The sequence below is a fragment of the Methylibium sp. Root1272 genome (assembly GCF_001425905.1).
Taxonomy (GTDB): Bacteria; Pseudomonadota; Gammaproteobacteria; order Burkholderiales; family Burkholderiaceae_C; genus Methylibium.
The window spans coordinates 77233-93993 of the sequence record NZ_LMDY01000015.1 but is presented as its reverse complement, the minus strand read 5'-3'; the positions used below and the strand labels follow the sequence as shown (position 1 = coordinate 93993).

At 68.0% G+C, this 16761-nt stretch carries 16 protein-coding genes; 12 read left to right on the top strand and 4 right to left on the bottom strand.

Going from position 1 to position 16761, the window contains the following annotated elements; all coding sequences use genetic code 11:
- Positions 1–61: 61 nt before the first annotated feature.
- Complete coding sequence (locus ASC67_RS14645; RefSeq protein ID WP_056322489.1) at positions 62–742, top strand: DUF502 domain-containing protein; 681 nt, start codon at positions 62–64, stop codon at positions 740–742.
- Between the two features lie 4 nt (positions 743–746).
- On the opposite strand, the gene ASC67_RS14640 is transcribed toward ASC67_RS14645, so the two are convergent.
- The gene (locus ASC67_RS14640) at positions 747–1217 is read right to left on the bottom strand and encodes a YhbY family RNA-binding protein (protein WP_056322486.1); all 471 of its coding nucleotides are present in this window, start codon (positions 1215–1217) and stop codon (positions 747–749) included.
- A 20-nt stretch (positions 1218–1237) separates the two neighbouring features.
- Between ASC67_RS14640 and ASC67_RS14635 the strand changes: the two genes are divergently transcribed.
- The 4 genes from ASC67_RS14635 (at position 1238) to glmM (ending at position 6345) form a co-directional block, all read left to right on the top strand.
- Complete coding sequence (locus tag ASC67_RS14635; protein WP_056322483.1) at positions 1238–1912, top strand: RlmE family RNA methyltransferase; 675 nt, start codon at positions 1238–1240, stop codon at positions 1910–1912.
- Between the two features lie 176 nt (positions 1913–2088).
- Positions 2089–4011, top strand: coding sequence for an ATP-dependent zinc metalloprotease FtsH (ftsH, locus tag ASC67_RS14630; RefSeq protein WP_056322480.1), 1923 nt, complete (start codon positions 2089–2091; stop codon positions 4009–4011).
- Between the two features lie 80 nt (positions 4012–4091).
- Positions 4092–4928: a dihydropteroate synthase gene (gene folP, locus ASC67_RS14625; RefSeq protein WP_056322476.1), complete on the top strand. Its 837-nt coding sequence runs from the start codon at positions 4092–4094 to the stop codon at positions 4926–4928.
- A gap of 43 nt (positions 4929–4971) precedes the next feature.
- Entirely contained in the window at positions 4972–6345 is a 1374-nt protein-coding gene (gene glmM / locus ASC67_RS14620; protein WP_056322473.1) for a phosphoglucosamine mutase, read from the top strand.
- 34 nt (positions 6346–6379) lie between these two features.
- On the opposite strand, the gene ASC67_RS14615 is transcribed toward glmM, so the two are convergent.
- Positions 6380–6865 (bottom strand): fasciclin domain-containing protein, encoded by a 486-nt coding sequence (locus tag ASC67_RS14615; protein ID WP_056322468.1) that lies wholly within the window; start codon positions 6863–6865, stop codon positions 6380–6382.
- Positions 6866–7091: 226 nt separating this feature from the next.
- On the opposite strand from ASC67_RS14615, the gene pstS reads away from it, so the two are divergent.
- From pstS to phoR, 7 genes are all read left to right on the top strand, one after another.
- Positions 7092–8132 carry a phosphate ABC transporter substrate-binding protein PstS gene (pstS, locus tag ASC67_RS14610; RefSeq protein ID WP_056322464.1) on the top strand — a complete coding sequence of 347 codons (1041 nt, stop codon included), beginning with the start codon at positions 7092–7094 and terminating at the stop codon, positions 8130–8132.
- Between the two features lie 130 nt (positions 8133–8262).
- Positions 8263–9240, top strand: a complete 978-nt coding sequence (gene pstC, locus ASC67_RS14605) for a phosphate ABC transporter permease PstC (RefSeq protein WP_056322461.1) — start codon at positions 8263–8265, stop codon at positions 9238–9240.
- On the top strand, positions 9237–10121 hold the full coding sequence (pstA, locus tag ASC67_RS14600) for a phosphate ABC transporter permease PstA (protein ID WP_056322458.1): 885 nt from the start codon (positions 9237–9239) through the stop codon (positions 10119–10121). The genes pstC and pstA overlap by 4 nt, the downstream gene beginning before the upstream one ends.
- Positions 10122–10134: 13 nt before the next feature.
- The gene (gene pstB, locus ASC67_RS14595) at positions 10135–10920 is read left to right on the top strand and encodes a phosphate ABC transporter ATP-binding protein PstB (protein WP_011828874.1); all 786 of its coding nucleotides are present in this window, start codon (positions 10135–10137) and stop codon (positions 10918–10920) included.
- 16 nt (positions 10921–10936) lie between these two features.
- Positions 10937–11644 carry a phosphate signaling complex protein PhoU gene (gene phoU, locus ASC67_RS14590; RefSeq protein ID WP_056322455.1) on the top strand — a complete coding sequence of 236 codons (708 nt, stop codon included), beginning with the start codon at positions 10937–10939 and terminating at the stop codon, positions 11642–11644.
- A gap of 19 nt (positions 11645–11663) precedes the next feature.
- Positions 11664–12362 (top strand): phosphate regulon transcriptional regulator PhoB, encoded by a 699-nt coding sequence (gene phoB / locus ASC67_RS14585; protein ID WP_056322450.1) that lies wholly within the window; start codon positions 11664–11666, stop codon positions 12360–12362.
- Between the two features lie 29 nt (positions 12363–12391).
- Positions 12392–13774 (top strand): phosphate regulon sensor histidine kinase PhoR, encoded by a 1383-nt coding sequence (gene phoR / locus ASC67_RS14580; RefSeq protein WP_056322446.1) that lies wholly within the window; start codon positions 12392–12394, stop codon positions 13772–13774.
- Here phoR and ASC67_RS14575 read toward each other — a convergent pair.
- Together ASC67_RS14575 and ASC67_RS14570 are read right to left on the bottom strand one after the other, a co-directional pair.
- Complete coding sequence (locus ASC67_RS14575) at positions 13717–15096, bottom strand: MATE family efflux transporter (RefSeq protein ID WP_056322443.1); 1380 nt, start codon at positions 15094–15096, stop codon at positions 13717–13719. The two genes, phoR and ASC67_RS14575, sit on opposite strands and share 58 nt — an antisense overlap.
- Positions 15093–16760, bottom strand: a complete 1668-nt coding sequence (locus ASC67_RS14570) for a glycosyltransferase family 39 protein (protein WP_056322440.1) — start codon at positions 16758–16760, stop codon at positions 15093–15095. Before ASC67_RS14570 ends, ASC67_RS14575 begins: the two co-directional genes overlap by 4 nt.
- Between the last annotated feature and the right edge of the window lies 1 nt (position 16761).

Sequence of the window (16761 nt, the reverse complement as noted above, 5' to 3'; positions counted from 1 at the left end):
GGTTCGGTGCTTCCGCAGCGTGCGGGGGCTGATTGTTTGCCGCCCCAAGGAGAGTCGCTCCATGACGCCCATGTCGCCGCCGCCGAAACGGACGCTGACGAGCATCTTCCTCGCCGGCCTGCTGGCGGCGCTGCCGCTGGCCGCCACACTGCTGATCATCGTGTGGGTGCTGCGCCTGTTGTTCGCCTATGTCGGGCCGGGCAGCTTCATCGGTCAGGGACTGGTGGCGCTGGGCCTGGGCGGCGGCAGCTCCGAGGTGGTGGGCTACCTGATCGGTGTGGCTCTGGTGCTGGCGGCGATCTTCGCGCTCGGCGTGGTGGTGCAGACGCGTCTGCGCTCCTGGCTGGCCCGCGGCGTCGACGCGCTGGTCCAGCGCATTCCGGTCGTGCGCAGCATCTACGGCATCACCCAGCGCTTCGTCGAACTGCTGTCGCCGCGCGGCGCCGACGGCGGAGGCCTTCAGTCGATGCGGCCGGTCTGGTGCCACTTCGGCGGCCCGGGCGGCGTGGCGGTGCTGGGTCTGCTGTCGGCCGCCGAGACGATCGACCTGGGCGGCGCGCCCTACCACGCGGTGCTGGTGCCGACCGCTCCGGTGCCGGTCGGCGGGGGGCTGCTCTACGTGCCGCAGGCCTGGGTCACGCCGGCCGAGATCGGCATCGACGCACTGACCAGCATCTACGTCTCGATGGGCGTCACCTCGGCCCAGTACCTGCCGGTCCGGGCAGCGGCAGACGGCCAGTGAGTTCTCAGTCGCCCGCCTTCTTCTTGCCCGCCAGCCGCTCCTTGGCGCGCTTGACGATGCCACCGGCGGTGATGCGCTGGTTGCCCAGCACGGTGAGCTTCTTCACCTGGGCCCGGTGGTTGCCGCTCTTGGAGAACTTCAGGATCTTCACCACGCGCGGGCCGGCCTGGCGGTGTTCGTCCGGCGTCTTTTCCTTCGGCTCGACCGGGCGCCACAGCACCAGCAGCTTGCCGATGTGCTGGACCGGGGCCGCGCCGAGCTGTTCGCACAGCGTGGCGAAGATCGTTTCGCGGGTCTCGCGTTCGTCGGAGAACACACGCACCTTGATCAGGCCGTGGGCCTTCAGCGCGGCGTCTGCCTCCTTGGTGACGGCGGGGGTCAGGCCCTCGCCGCCGATCATCACGACCGGATCGAGGTGGTGCGCATCGGCACGGTGGGCCTTGCGCTCGGCAGGCGTGAGTTGAATGGCAGGCATCCCCGTATTATCGACGCGACATGAAAGTCAAAACCAAAAGCAAGAAGGTCAACAAGGCGTGGCTCAACGATCACATCAACGATCCCTACGTCAAGCTGGCCCAGAAGGAGGGCTATCGCGCCCGCGCCGCCTACAAGCTCAAGGAGATCGATGAGGCGCTGGGTCTGATCAAGCCGGGCCAGGTCGTCGTCGACCTCGGCGCGGCGCCGGGTGCCTGGAGCCAGTACCTGCGGCGCAAGTTCGCCCCGAAGGAAGCCGGCGCCGGAGGCGCCGCGGCCGGCGCCCTGAACGGCAGCATCATCGCGCTGGATCTGCTGGATTTCGAGCCGATCGAGGGCGTGCAGTTCATCCAGGGCGACTTTCACGACGAGGCCGTGCTGGCGCAGCTGACCACCGCGCTGGGCGGGCGGGCCGTCGACGTGGTGGTGTCCGACCTGGCGCCCAACCTGTCGGGTATCGCGTCCTCCGACTCCGCGCGCATCGCGCTGCTGGTCGAACTGGCGGTGGAGTTCGCCGAAAACCACCTCCATCCGCACGGGGCGCTGGTGTGCAAGGTCTTCCATGGCAGCGGCCACAGCCAGCTGGTCGAGCTGTTCAAGAAGCGCTTTCGGGTGGTCAAACCGATCAAGCCCAAGGCGTCTCGTGACAAATCGTCTGAAACCTTTCTGGTCGGCATCGGTCTGAAATCCAGGTGAAATCGACCAAAAGAACTGTGAATCCTGGGCTTGACCTATCGCAGTCGATGACAAAGCCGATCGGCGCCAGGGGTTGACTGGACTAAACTCGACCCCATATCCCGCGAGAGTGAGACATATCCCGTGCAGCAAGTGAGTGACGCCCGATTGGGGCTGGATTCGGAGAAGGAGCCGCGGTGAACAATCAATGGTTCTCGAAGGTCGCTGTTTGGCTGGTGATCGCCCTGGTGCTTTTCACCGTGTTCAAGCAGTTCGACCGCACAGCGGCCGCGGGCGGGCAGATCGGGTATTCCGATTTCCTCGAGGAAGTGCGCAGCAAGCGCATTTCGACGGTCACGCTGCAGGAAAGCGGTAACGGCGCCACCGAGATCCGGGCGGCCACCACCGACGGAAAGACTTTGCGCACGACCGCCACCTACCTGGATCGCGGGCTGGTCGGAGACCTGATCAACAACAACGTCAAGTTCGACGTCAAGCCGCGCGAGGAGCCGTCGATCCTGATGAGCATCCTGCTCAGCTGGGGCCCGATGCTGCTGCTGATCGGCGTGTGGATCTATTTCATGCGCCAGATGCAGGGCGGCGGCAAGGGCGGCGCCTTCAGTTTCGGCAAGTCCAAGGCGAGAATGCTCGACGAGGCCAACAACTCGACGACCTTCGCCGACGTGGCCGGCTGCGACGAGGCCAAGGAGGAAGTCAAGGAACTGGTCGACTTCCTGAAGGATCCGCAGAAATTCCAGAAGCTGGGCGGCCGCATCCCGCGTGGCGTGCTGCTCGTCGGCCCGCCGGGGACCGGCAAGACCTTGCTGGCCAAGGCGATCGCCGGCGAGGCGAAGGTGCCGTTCTTCAGCATCTCGGGCTCCGACTTCGTGGAGATGTTCGTCGGTGTCGGCGCCGCCCGCGTGCGCGACATGTTCGAGCAGGCCAAGAAGAGCGCTCCCTGCATCATCTTCGTCGACGAGATCGACGCGGTGGGTCGCCACCGCGGTGCCGGGCTGGGCGGCGGCAACGACGAGCGCGAGCAGACCCTCAACCAGATGCTGGTCGAGATGGACGGCTTCGAGACCAACCTCGGCGTCATCGTGATGGCGGCCACCAACCGGCCGGACATCCTGGACCCGGCGCTGCTGCGCCCGGGCCGCTTCGACCGCCAGGTCTACGTGACGCTGCCCGACGTGCGGGGCCGCGAGCAGATCCTCAACGTGCACATGCGCAAGGTGCCGATCGGACAGGACATCCGCGCCGACATCCTGGCGCGCGGCACACCGGGCTTCTCAGGCGCCGATTTGGCCAACCTGGTCAACGAGGCGGCCCTGTTCGCCGCGCGGCGCAGCGCGCGCGTGGTCGAGATGGCCGACTTCGAGAAGGCCAAGGACAAGATCATGATGGGGCCCGAGCGCAAGTCCATGGTCATGCCCGAAGAGGAGCGCCGCAACACCGCCTACCACGAGGCCGGCCACGCGCTGGTGGCGCGCCTGATGCCCAAGACCGATCCGGTGCACAAGGTCACCGTGATCCCGCGCGGCCGTGCGCTGGGCGTCACGATGCAGTTGCCGGAGACCGACCGCTACAGCATGGACAAGGAACGCATGCTGAGCACGATCTCGGTGCTGTTCGGCGGCCGCATCGCCGAAGAGGTGTTCATGAACCAGATGACCACCGGCGCCAGCAACGACTTCGAGCGTGCGACGCAGATCGCCCGTGACATGGTGATGCGCTATGGCATGACCGACGAACTGGGCCCGATGGTCTATTCCGAGAACGAAGGCGAGGTCTTCCTCGGCCGTTCGGTCACGAAGACGACCAACATGTCGGAAGAGACGATGCGCAAGGTCGACTCGGTGATCCGCCGCATCATCGACGAGCAGTACACCACGGCCCGCAAGCTCATCGAGGACAACCAGGACAAGATGCACGCGATGGCGAAGGCGCTGCTCGAATGGGAAACCATCGACGCGGAGCAGATCGAAGACATCATGGGCGGCAAGCCGCCGCGGCCGCCGAAGGACTGGACGCCCAGCAGCGCCGCCGGCGTGAACGGCGGCAGCGGCAACGGCGGTACGCCGGCCGTCAGCACCGACGGTGCCCCGGCCACGGTCTGACGTTCCGCTCGTTTCTCGATCGCGCAACGGGGCTTCGGCCCCGTTTGCTTTGAGCGACCCACTTGTCCACTGGCCCCACGATGTTCTGGCAGACCACGCGATTCCGCATCGATCTCGGCGCCCCGCGCGTCATGGGCATTGTCAATGTCACGCCGGACTCCTTCTCCGATGGCGGGCTGTACGACGGGGCCACCGGTGCGCTGGCCCACTGCGAGCAGTTGCTGAAGGACGGCGCCGACATCCTCGACATCGGTGGCGAGTCGACCCGCCCGGGTTCCGAGCCGGTGCCGCTGCAGGACGAACTGGCGCGCGTGCTGCCGGTGCTGCGCGGCGCGATCGCGCTTGGCGTGCCGGTGTCGCTGGACAGCTACAAGCCCGAGGTGATGCGCGCCGCGCTCGATCTCGGCGTGGACATCGTCAACGACATCAAGGCGCTGCGCGAGCCGGGGGCGCTGGACGTGGTGGCCGCCCACGCGAACTGCGGCGTCTGCCTGATGCACATGCGTGGCGACCAGCCGAAGACCATGCAGGACGGCGACCCGCAGTACGGCGACGTGGTGGCCGAGGTGCGGGCTTTCCTCCTGGCGCGCGCCGACGCACTGCGGGCGCGGGGCATCGACGACGCCCGCATCACGCTTGATCCGGGCATCGGCTTCGGCAAGCGCACCGAGCACAACGTGGCGCTGCTGGTCCGGCAGGACGAGCTGCTGAGCCTGGGGCTGCCGCTGCTCGCCGGCTGGTCGCGCAAGGGCGTGCTGGGGCGCTTGACCGGACGGGAGCTCGGCGACCGTCTGGTGCCCAGCGTCGCGGCGGCGCTTGCGTCGGTGCAGCGCGGCGCGCGCATCGTGCGGGTGCACGACGTGGCGGCCACCGTCGATGCACTGAAAGTGTGGCGGGCTGCCGGTCTTTGCCCTTGAACGCAGGGGCCGTCCCACCGGGCGCCCGGCACAATGGCGCCCCATGAGCAGAACCTATTTCGGGACCGACGGCATCCGCGGCGCCGTCGGCCAGGCGCCGATCACGCCCGACTTCGTGCTGCGCCTCGGCCATGCGGTGGGGCGGGTGCTGAAGTCGCAGCAGACCTCGCCGCAATCGCGGCCCACGGTGCTGATCGGCAAGGACACCCGCATCTCGGGCTACATGCTGGAGTCCGCGCTGGAAGCGGGCTTCGCCTCGGCGGGCGTGGACGTGCTGTTGACCGGCCCGCTACCCACGCCCGGCGTGGCCTATCTCACGCGGGCGCTGCGACTCAGCCTGGGCGTCGTCATCAGCGCCTCGCACAACCCCTATGCCGACAACGGCATCAAGTTCTTCTCCGCGAAGGGCGAGAAGCTGCCCGACAGCTGGGAGCAGCAGGTCGAGGCGACCGTCGAGGAGCCGGCGCAGTGGGTCGACTCCAGCGGGCTGGGCAAGGCGCGCCGGCTCGACGATGCTCAGGGCCGCTACATCGAGTTCTGCAAGAGCACGGTGGCCGGTGAACTGAGCTTGAAGGGCCTGAAGCTCGTGGTCGACGGCGCCCATGGCGCGGCTTACCAAGTGGCGCCCGCGGTGTTCCACGAACTCGGCGCGGAGGTGATTTCCATCGGCTGCAGCCCCAACGGCCTCAACATCAACGACGGATTTGGCGCCACGCATCCCGAGGCGCTGGTGAGCGCCGTGCAGGCCCACCGGGCCGACTACGGTATCGCGCTCGACGGCGACGCCGACCGGCTGCAACTGGTCGATGCCGCAGGGCGCCTCTACAACGGCGACGAACTGCTGTACCTGATGACGCTCGACCGGCTGGCGGCCGAGCCGTCGGACGATGGCTCGACGTCCCGCGGCGGCGTGCCCGGCGTGGTCGGAACGCTGATGACCAATCTCGCGGTGGAACAGGCCCTCGGGGCGCGAGGCGTCGCCTTCGTGCGCGCCAAGGTCGGCGACCGTTACGTGCTCGAGGAATTGCTGGCGCGCGGCTGGCAGCTCGGCGGCGAGGGCTCGGGGCACCTGATTGCGCTCGACAAGCACACCACCGGCGACGGGCTCGTCAGCGCGCTGCAGGTGCTGCAGGCGGTGGTGCGCAGCGGCCGCACGCTGGCACAGCTGCTGGAAGGGCTGTCGCTGTTTCCGCAGGTGCTGCTCAACGTCCGCATGCAGCCGGGGCAGGACTGGAAGACTAGCGCCGCCCTCGCCGAGGCACAGCGCGAGTCGCTGGCCGAACTGGGCGACTGCGGCCGCATCCTGATCCGGCCTTCCGGCACCGAGCCGCTGCTGCGCGTGATGGTGGAGGCCAGCGACGCAGCCCTGGCGCAGCGCTGCGCTCAGCGCATGGCCGACGCGGTGCGCCGAGCCTGATCCGCCGTGCGCGGGCCGCCTTGGCCTGCGCACGTCACTTCTTGACCGGCGGGATCAGCACCTTGTCGATCACGTGCACCACGCCATTGCTGGCGACCACGTCGGTCTGGGTCACCAGCGCCTCGTCCACGGTCACGAAGCTGCCGGCCTTCGCCACCGCCAGGTTGGCGCCCTGCGCGGTCTTCAGGCTGCCCGGCTGCACGTCAGCGGCCAGCACCTTGCCCGGGGCCACGTGGTACAGCAGCACGGCCTTGAGCTGTTCCTTGTCCTTGCTCAGGGCGTCCAGGGTCTTGGCCGGGACGGCCTTGAAGGCGTCGTCGGTCGGTGCGAACACGGTGTAGGGGCCGGCGCCTTTCAGCGTCTCGGTCAGGCCGGCATCGGCGATCAGCTTGTTCAGGGTCGACAGCGAGGGCGTCGCGGCCGCGGTGTCGGCGATCGTCTTCGGCGCCGGGGTCGAGGCGCAGCCGGCCAGGGCCAGCCAGGCGGCCGAGGTAGCGAGCAGCAGAGTACGTTTGTTCATTGAAGCTCCTTTGTCCGTGAAGGGACGGCGGTGGCGGCGGCGTACCCGCCCATCACGCCGATCGCCGAGAAGCATAGGAGCGGTCCGTGACATTCCGGTGACGGATCGGTGAGGGGGCTGTCACAGGAGAATTCCTCTCCGGCGGCATCTGCGGAGGGTCACGGCCCTGTCACAAAGCGCCCCTAGAGTGCAGTCCATCGATCCTCATGCTTCGAAAGGGCTGCTCATGAACGTTTCTTTCCTCCGCTCCACTCTCGCGGCGGTCGCGATGGTTGCCGTGGCCGGCACGGCCTCGGCGCAGGACATCACCGGCGCCGGCGCCTCCTTCCCGGCCCCGGTCTATTCGAAGTGGGCCGACGCCTACAACAAGGCCACCGGCGCGCGCCTCAACTACCAGTCCATCGGCTCGGGCGGCGGGATCAAGCAGATCAAGGCCAAGACGGTCGACTTCGGTGCGTCCGACGCGCCGTTGAAGGACGAAGAGCTGGCCAAGGACGGCATGGTGCAGTTCCCGACCGTGATCGGCGGCGTGGTGCCCGTCGTCAACATCAAGGGCATCGCCCCGGGCCAGATGAAGCTGACCGGCCAGGTGCTGGGCGACATCTACCTGGGCAAGATCACCAAGTGGAACGATCCTGCGATCGCCGCGCTCAATGCCGGCGTCACACTGCCGGATGCAACGATCGCTGCCGTGCGCCGCGCCGACGGATCGGGCACGACCTTCCTGTTCACGAACTACCTGTCCAAGGTCAATGCCGACTGGAAAGCCAAGGTCGGTGAAGGCACTGCGGTCAACTGGCCGACCGGCGCCGGCGGCAAGGGCAACGAGGGCGTGTCGGCCTTCGTGCAGCGCCTGCCGAACTCGATCGGCTACGTTGAGTACGCGTATGCGAAGCAGAACAAGATGTCGCACGTGATGCTGAAGAACAAGGACGGCCAGTTCGTCGGTCCTGACGAGGACAACTTCAAGGCCGCTGCCGCCGGTGCGGAATGGGCCAAGAGCTTCTACCAAGTGCTGACCGAGCAGCCTGGCAAGGAAGCCTGGCCGATCACCGGTGCGACCTTCATCCTGATGCACAAGTCGCAGGACAAGCCGGAGAGCGCCGCCAACGCGCTGAAGTTCTTCGAGTGGGCCTACAGCAGCGGCGACAAGATGGCGGCGGACCTCGACTACGTGCCGATGCCTGACACCGTCAAGACGATGATCCGCAAGCTGTGGGCGGACAACATCAAGGACGCCTCCGGCAAGGCCGTCGCCTACAAGTGATCTGCCATACCGGCCCTGGGAAGGGGCCGGTTCGAGGGGAGGCGCGCGTGCGCCGCCCCGCTGCTGCAACGAAGGAGGAGGCGACGTGGCCGCTACACTGCCTGCAACCCCGTATCCCGATCAAAACAAGATGGAACGATCCGACCCGCAGGATCGGCCGCCGGTCGTGCGCAAGGCGGCGCCCTGGGCCGACACCGTGTTCTCGGTGCTCGCGCACGCGGCAGCCATCCTGACCCTCGGCCTGCTGGTCGGCATCATCGTGTCGCTGATCATCGGCGCCGGGCCGGCCATTCAGGAATACGGACTGAGCTTCCTGTGGCGCAGCGAGTGGGATCCGGTCCAGAACCAGTACGGTGGTCTGGTGATGATCTACGGCACCGTGATGACCTCGTTCATCGCGCTGCTGATCGGCGTGCCGGTGAGCTTCGGCATCGCGCTGTTCCTGACCGAACTCTCGCCCGGCTGGCTGAAGCGGCCGCTCGGCGTGGCGATCGAACTGCTGGCTGCCGTGCCGTCCATCGTCTACGGCATGTGGGGGCTGCTGGTGTTCGCCCCCATCCTGTCCACCTACGTGCAGCAGCCGCTCCAGGGCGCATTCGAAGGCGTGCCGGTGCTGGGCTCGCTGTTCAGCGGTCCGCCGGTGGGCATCGGGATCCTGTCGGCCGGGATCATCCTGGCGATCATGATCATTCCCTTCATCGCCTCGGTGATGCGCGACGTGTTCGAGGTCACGCCGCCGATGCTCAAGGAGTCGGCCTACGGCCTCGGCTCCACCACCTGGGAGGTGGTTTCCAAGGTGGTGCTGCCCTACACCAAGACCGGCGTCATCGGCGGCATCATGCTGGGGCTGGGCCGTGCGCTGGGTGAAACGATGGCGGTCACCTTCGTCATCGGCAACTTCAACCAGCTCAACTCGCTGTCGCTGTTCGAAGCGGCGAACAGCATCACGTCGGCCCTGGCCAACGAGTTCGCCGAAGCTGGCGAGGGCCTGCACCAGGCCTCGTTGATCTACCTCGGCCTGGTCCTGTTCTTCATCACCTTCGTCGTGCTAGCCTGCTCGAAGCTGCTGCTGGCGCAATTGAAGAAGGGCGAGGGGAGCCGCTCATGAGCAGCATCGCAAATTCCGGGGTGTCCGCCCTGCAGGCCTCGCGACTGAGCAAGCATGCCAGCCGCAAGCGCATCAACGCCATCGCGCTGGTCATGTCGCTGGCCGCCATGGCCTTCGGCGTGTTCTGGCTGATCTGGATCCTGATCGAGACGGTGCGCCTGGGCGTGGGCGGGCTCGCGCTGTCGCTGTTCACCGAGATGACGCCGCCGCCGCAGGCCGAGACCGGTGGTCTGGCGAACGCGATCTTCGGCTCGCTGCTGATGGTGTCGCTCGCGACGGCCATCGGCACGCCGGTCGGCGTGCTGGCCGGGGTCTACCTGGCCGAGTACGGCCAGAAGACCTGGCTCGGCAGCGTCACGCGCTTCATCAACGACATCCTGCTGTCGGCGCCGTCGATCGTGATCGGCCTGTTCATCTACTCGGTCGTCGTGGCCCAGCTGAAGAGTTTCTCGGGTTGGGCCGGTGTGCTGGCGCTGGCGCTGATCGTGATCCCGGTGGTGATCCGCACGACCGAGAACATGCTCAGCCTGATACCGAACTCGCTGCGCGAGGCGGCCTATGCGCTGGGCACGCCGAAGTGGAAGGTCATCATGACCGTGACGCTGAAGTCGGCCCGCGCCGGCGTGATGACGGGCGTGCTGCTCGCCATCGCCCGCATCGCCGGTGAGACTGCTCCGCTGCTGTTCACCGCGCTGTCCAACCAGTTCTGGACCACCGACCTGAACCAGCCGATGGCCAGCCTGCCGGTCACGATTTTCAAGTTCGCGCTGAGCCCGTACGAGAACTGGCAGAAGCTGGCGTGGGCGGGGGTCTTCCTGATCACGATCGGCGTGCTGGTGCTCAACATCCTGGCACGCGTGCTGTTCCGCAACAAACACTGACCAAGGACTCGACATGGACGTCAAAGTCGAACTGCCCGTGACCGAGAAGCCCAAGCTCGCGGTGCGCAACCTGAATTTCTACTACGGCCACTTCCACGCGCTGAAGAACATCCACCTCGACATCCCCGAGAACAAGGTCACGGCCTTCATCGGGCCGTCGGGCTGCGGCAAGTCGACGCTGCTGCGCACCTTCAACCGCATGTTCGAGCTCTATCCCGAGCAGCGCGCGGAGGGGCAGATCCTGCTCGACGGTGACAACATCCTGACCTCGAAGGACGATGTCTCGCTGATCCGCGCCAAGATCGGCATGGTGTTCCAGAAGCCCACGCCGTTCCCGATGTCGATCTACGACAACATCGCCTTCGGCGTGAAGCTGTTCGAGACCCTGCCGCGCGTGGAGATGGACGAGCGCGTAGAGTGGGCGCTGAAGAAGGCTGCGCTGTGGAACGAGGTCAAGGACAAGCTGGGCCAGAGCGGCTCCGGCCTGTCGGGCGGTCAGCAGCAGCGCCTGTGCATCGCTCGCGGCATCGCGATCAAGCCGGAAGTGCTGTTGCTCGACGAACCCTGCTCGGCGCTCGACCCCATCTCCACCGGCAAGATCGAGGAGCTGATCCACGAACTGAAGTCGGACTACACGGTCGTGATCGTCACGCACAACATGCAGCAGGCCGCACGCTGCTCGGACTACACCGCCTACATGTACCTGGGCGACCTGATCGAGTTCGGCCCGACCTCGGAGCTCTTCATGAAGCCCAAGAAGAAGGACACCGAGGACTACATCACCGGCCGCTTCGGCTGAGCCAGGGAGCAAGAACATGAGCGACAAGCATCTTTCGACGCAGTTCGACAGCGAGCTCAGCGGCATCTCCACCCGTGTGCTCGAGATGGGTGGTCTGGTCGAGTCGCAGGTGGCGCAGGCGATGTACGCCTTGACCAACTTCAGCAGCGAGACGGCCAGCCAGGTCCTGCTGCAGGAGGAGAAGGTCAACCAGATGGAACTCGACATCGACCGCGACCTCTCCAGCATCATCGCGCGGCGCCAGCCGACGGCGCGTGACCTGCGCCTGCTGACTGCCGTGAGCAAGACCATCGGCAACCTCGAGCGCGTCGGCGACGAGGCGGCGCGCGTGGCGCGCACCGTGCAGCGGCTGGTGAACACCGGCGTGTCGAGCCGTCTGCGGCTGCCGGTCTCCGATGTGTCCTTCGAGGCCACGCTGGCGATTGCGCTGCTGCGCAAGTCGCTCGATGCCTTCGCGCGCCTCGACGTGGAGAAGGCAATCGAGGTGATCAAGCAGGACGACCAGATCGACCAGGAGTTCGAGGGCCTGATGCGCAAGCTCATCACCTTCATGATGGAAGATCCGCGCACCATCTCGTCGAGCATCGACCTGGTGTTCGTCGCCAAGGCGATCGAGCGCGTGGGCGACCATGCCAAGAACCTGGCCGAACAGATCATCTACATCGTCAAGGGCACCGACGTGCGGCACAACCCCGTCGAGACCGTGGAGTCGATGGTCAAGTGACCCTCACAAGGAGCGAACGATGAGCCGAGTGCTGGTGGTGGAAGACGAGTCGGCGATCGCCGAGCTGATTTCGATCAACCTGCGGCATGCCGGCTACGAAGTGACGATCGCGGCCACCGCCGACCAGGCCCAGCTCGCGATCGACAGCGTGCTGCCCGATCTGGTGATCCTGGACTGGATGCTGCCGGGGCAGTCGGGCCTGGCGCTCGCGAAGCGCTGGCGCGGCGAGAGCCGCACCAAGGAGCTGCCGGTCATCATGCTGACGGCACGCGCGGAAGAGGGCGACAAGGTGGCCGGCCTCGACGCCGGTGCCGACGACTACCTGACCAAGCCCTTCTCGACCCACGAACTGATGGCACGCATCCGCGCGGTGCTGCGCCGCAAGGCGCCGGAGGCGCTCGACAGTGCCGTCGAGCTGGGCGTGCTGCGACTGGATCCATCGACGCGCCGGGTGGCGCGCGGCGAGCAGGAAGTCAAGATCGGCCCCACCGAATTCCGCCTGCTGCATTTCCTGATGACGCATCCTGAGCGCGTGCACAGCCGCGCCCAACTGCTCGACCGCGTGTGGGGCGACCACGTCTTCATCGAGGAGCGCACGGTCGACGTGCACGTGAAGCGCCTGCGCGAGGCCCTGGCGCCGGTGGCCTGCTCGTCGATGATCGAGACGGTGCGGGGCGCCGGCTATCGCCTGACGCAGCAGGTGGCCGCGGCGGCCTGAGCTGCCGGTGGCGAGCGGGGTGAGTCCACTTGACCTGGCTGCTTCCGCGCCTCTTCTCCTGCCTGGTCGCCTTGCTGCTGGGCGGGACGACCGGTTACGTGGCCGGAGCGGCGGTGCGTGCGCCGATCCTCGGCGCCTTGCTGGGCGGTGCGCTGGCGATCGGCCTGATCGCGGCCGTCGACACCTTGCGCGGCGCGCGGCTCATCGCCTGGCTGCGCGGCTCGCAGGACACCGACGCGCCGCGTGACGCCGGCTTCTGGGGCGAGATCGCTTACCGCGTCGAGCGCGGCATGCGTGCGCGCGAGCGCAGCACGGTGCAGGAGAAGGCGCGGCTCGGACAGTTCCTCGAGGCGATCGAGGCCTCGCCGAACGGCGTGCTGATGCTCGATGTCAACGGGCAGATCGACTGGTGCAATTCGGTTGCCGCCTCGCATTTCGGTCTCGATCCGCAGCGCGACCGACTCCAGCGCATCACCAACCTCGTTCGCGCACCGGCCTTCGTGGCCTACCTGCAGGCCGGCGTTTACAGGGAAGCGGTGGTCTTCCCCAGTCCGAACGGGCTGGGCACGCTGTCGGTCCTGGTGCGCGACTATGGCGAGGGCATGAAGCTGGTGCTGTCGCAGGACATCACCGAGCGCGAGCGGGCCGATGCGATGCGCCGCGATTTCGTGGCCAACGTGTCGCACGAGATCCGCACGCCGCTGACGGTGCTGTCGGGGTTCATCGAGACCATGAGCACGCTGCCGCTGACCGAAGTCGAGTCGCGTCGCGTGCTCGTGCTGATGGGCCAGCAGGCCCAGCGCATGCAGACGCTGGTGAGCGACCTGCTGACCCTGGCTCAGCTCGAAGGCAGCCCGCGGCCGGCGGCCGATCGCTGGATCGCGGTATCGAGACTGCTGCAACTGGTCGAGGCCGATGCCCGTACGCTGTCTCGGGGCCGGCACACGCTGACGCTCGCCGGCGACGACAGCGCGCAGATTGCCGGTGCGGAAACGGAGTTGCTGAGCGCGCTCACCAATCTGGCCAACAACGCGGTGCGCTACACCCCCGAGGGCGGGCGCATCGACATCGGTTGGCGCCGGCTGGCCGATGGCAGCGGCGAGTTCGCTGTCAGGGATACGGGCCCGGGCATCGAGCGCGAGCACCTCCCGCGCCTCACCGAGCGCTTCTACCGGGTCGACGGCAGCCGCTCGCGCGACACCGGCGGCACCGGGCTGGGCCTGTCGATCGTGAAGCACGTCGCGCAGCGCCATGGCGGCGAGCTCGACGTGCAGAGCGAGCCCGGCAAGGGTTCGACCTTCCGCCTCGTCTTCCCGGCCGCACGTTTGCGTCTCGTGGCGACGGGGACGCCGCTTCAGGTGGCCGTCGACGCAGCGGCTTCCGCGCGCGACGTGACGGCCGACACGCGCTGAAGCAAGGCCAGCAGCAGTGCGCTGACGCTGCCGAGGGCTACCACATTGGCCAGCCAGAACGCAGCCGGCCCTGACAGGACGGGTGGCCAGTTCGGCGGCGGGCTGAAGGCAAGGAAGGCGCCGCCGGCCAGGCCGATCCCCCACAGTCCGACCGCATAGCTCAGCGCCGGCAGCAGCGCGACGCGGTAGGCGCGCAGCGCGAAGGATGCGATGCATTGCGTGGCGTCGGCGACCTGACTCGCTGCGACGAACAGCAGCAACTGCGCGGCCATGGCCTGCACGGCGACGTCCGGGCTGTAGGCGCGCGCGAGCGGGCCGCGCAGCACGACCAGCAGCGCACCGAGCAGCGCCACCAGCGCCAGTGCAAGCACCAGTCCCTGCCGGCAGATCCGCCGCGCCTGCGCGCGATCGCCGGCGCCGAGTGCCTGCGAGGCCTGAGCGCCGGTGGCGATGCCGATCGACAGCGGCAGCATGTACAGCACCGCCGCCACGTTGGCGGCAATCTGGTGCCCGGCCAGCGGCGTGGTGCCCAGGCGGGCGATGAACACGGCCATCAGCGCGAAGCCCGTCACCTCGAAGAACAGCGCCGCACCACTGGGCAGGCCGAGCCGCAGGAGTTCGCGCTGCGTGGCCCAGCGCGGGCGCGACCAGCCGGCGAACAACTGCAGTTCGCGATAGGCTGGATGGCGCAACAGCATCAGCGCGGCCACGCCCGCCAGCGTGCACTGCACGATCAGCGTGGCGATCGCGCAGCCGGCCACACCAAGCGCTGGCACACCGGCGCCGCCGAAGATCAACCAGGCATTGAGTGGCAGCTTGAGGCCCAGCGCCATCAACTGGAGCAAGGTGACCAGCAACGGTCGTGACAGGCCCTGGTTGAGTCCGCTGTAGACGCGGAACAGCAGGCCCGCCGGCAACGACCAGGCCAGCCAGCCGAGGTAGGACTGCACGCGCTCCAGCACCGCGGCATCGGTCTGGGCCCAGGACAGCGCGAAACCGGGGAACAGCAGCAGCGCCATGCCCGGCAGCGCGATCGACAGCGCCAGCCACACGCCCTGCTGGAAGCTGCGGCGGATTCCTTCGCGGTCGCCCGCGCCGTGGTGGTGGCCTACCACCGGGATCAGCGCCTGCAGCACGCCGGTCAGCGCGATGTAGACGCAGATGTAGACCGCGGCCCCGATCGACAGTGCCGCGAGGTCGGTGCTGTCGTGTCGGCCGGTCATCACCGTGTCGGCCACGGTGTAGCCGATCGCCGCCACCTGACCGACCAGGATCGACGAGGCGTGGCGTGCGATGCGGCCGGTCGCGCCCGCGCCGCTCACTGAGCGGAACTCGCGAGATCGCGCCGGTAGACGACGGTCTGCTCCGCGCGATCGGTCGGTCGGCGTTCGCGCGCCAGCAGCTTCCAGCCGGGTCGCGCCAGCGTCGAGGTCACGGCGTTGGCGCGGGCCGTGGTCAGCAGGAATTCGCAGCCGCCCTGCGGCGCGATCGCATGCGCCTCGACGCGCCAGCCGCCGTGGTACTCCAGCGCCGCCAACTGGGCCCGTGGCAGGCCGACCGTGGCGATGCAGGCGTCGCTCGGGACATGCTGCGCGATGCGCTCGACCAGCGGGCGGTCGCTGCGCGCGTAGTCCAGCACCGGCAACAGCAGGGTCATGGCCAGCAGCCAGCACAGGCTCAGACCCCCCGCCGGCAGCACCAGGCTCTTCCAGAGCACGGGGCGATGGCGGCCGGTGCGCCAGCGCACGAGCAGCATCCACGCCAGCGTGCCGGCAACGGCGGTCAGCAGTGCGAACGACGAGAAGCTGCTTTGGTACCCAGGCACCAGGCGGGCGATGTTGGAGGCGGTCTTCGCCGGCACGCCGGTCTGCAGCGCAGCGTAGACGACCCACACCGCGATGGCGGCGATGCTGAAGAACGCGACCGAGAACCAGTCGATCGCGGCCGACACGCTGCGCTGCAGGGTCGGCAGGGCAAAGGCCGACAGCGCGGCGAGCGGCGGCAAGGCCAGCATCAGCGCCCGGTCGGAGCCGCCCATGCCGATGCACGCGACCAGCGCCACGGCCGCTGCGGTAGCGGGTACCGCGATGTGCCGGTGCATCAGGTGCGCCCGCCAGCGCCACAGCGTCCAGCCCGCCATCGCCCAGGCCGGCCAGGCGAACCAGGCCAGCAACTGCACGAGCTGGCTGGCATCCGGCGTGTCGAGCCGCCATGCCCAGGCGCCGATCGCCAGGGCGATGGCGGCCGCCAAAGCAGCGGCCACGGCGATCCAGAGCGCGAACGGCCGGGCCAGCGGATAGCTCGAGCGCAGACACACGGCGACGCCGACCAGCGCGAAGCCCAGCCCGATCGCGGGTGCCCCGCTGGCGGCCAGCACCGGCAGGGCCAGCAGCAGGGCCACGCGCGATTGCCAGCGGCGCGAGACGCTGGCCGCCATCGCATAGAAGAACAGCGCCGCGGCGAACAACTGCATCAACTCCGGCGTGGTTTCATGCCCCAGTTGCAGCAGACCGAGGGTGGCCATCAAGGCGAGCAGGGCGCCGTCGGCGATGGCACGCGCGTAGTCGACCGGGTTGGCCTCGCCGCCGAAGGCGAAGGGCAGCGGCTGGGCGTTGTCGGTGCGTGCCAGGTGGTAGGTGCCGTACCAGGTGAAGACCAGCACGCCGACCAGCAGCAGCGCGAACGGCAGCCGGGCCGCGAGTGCCGGGTCGAGTAGCCCGCCGAACAGATGGATGGCCGATGCGCCGAGCCAGTAGGGCAGCAGCGCGCCATCGGCCGGCAGGCCGGCGATGGAGGGCGTCAGCAGGTCGGCACCGCCCTGCGCCAGACTGAGCATGTAGCCGAAGGCGGTGATGTCGGCGTTGCGCCAGGGGTCGCGTCCGAACAGGCCGGGCAACACATAGGCGGCACAGAACAGCAGCAGCGCGCTGCGTGGCAGGCGCTCGGCGGCACGCTGCGAGACGAGGGCAGGGGTGGGGGTGCTCAAG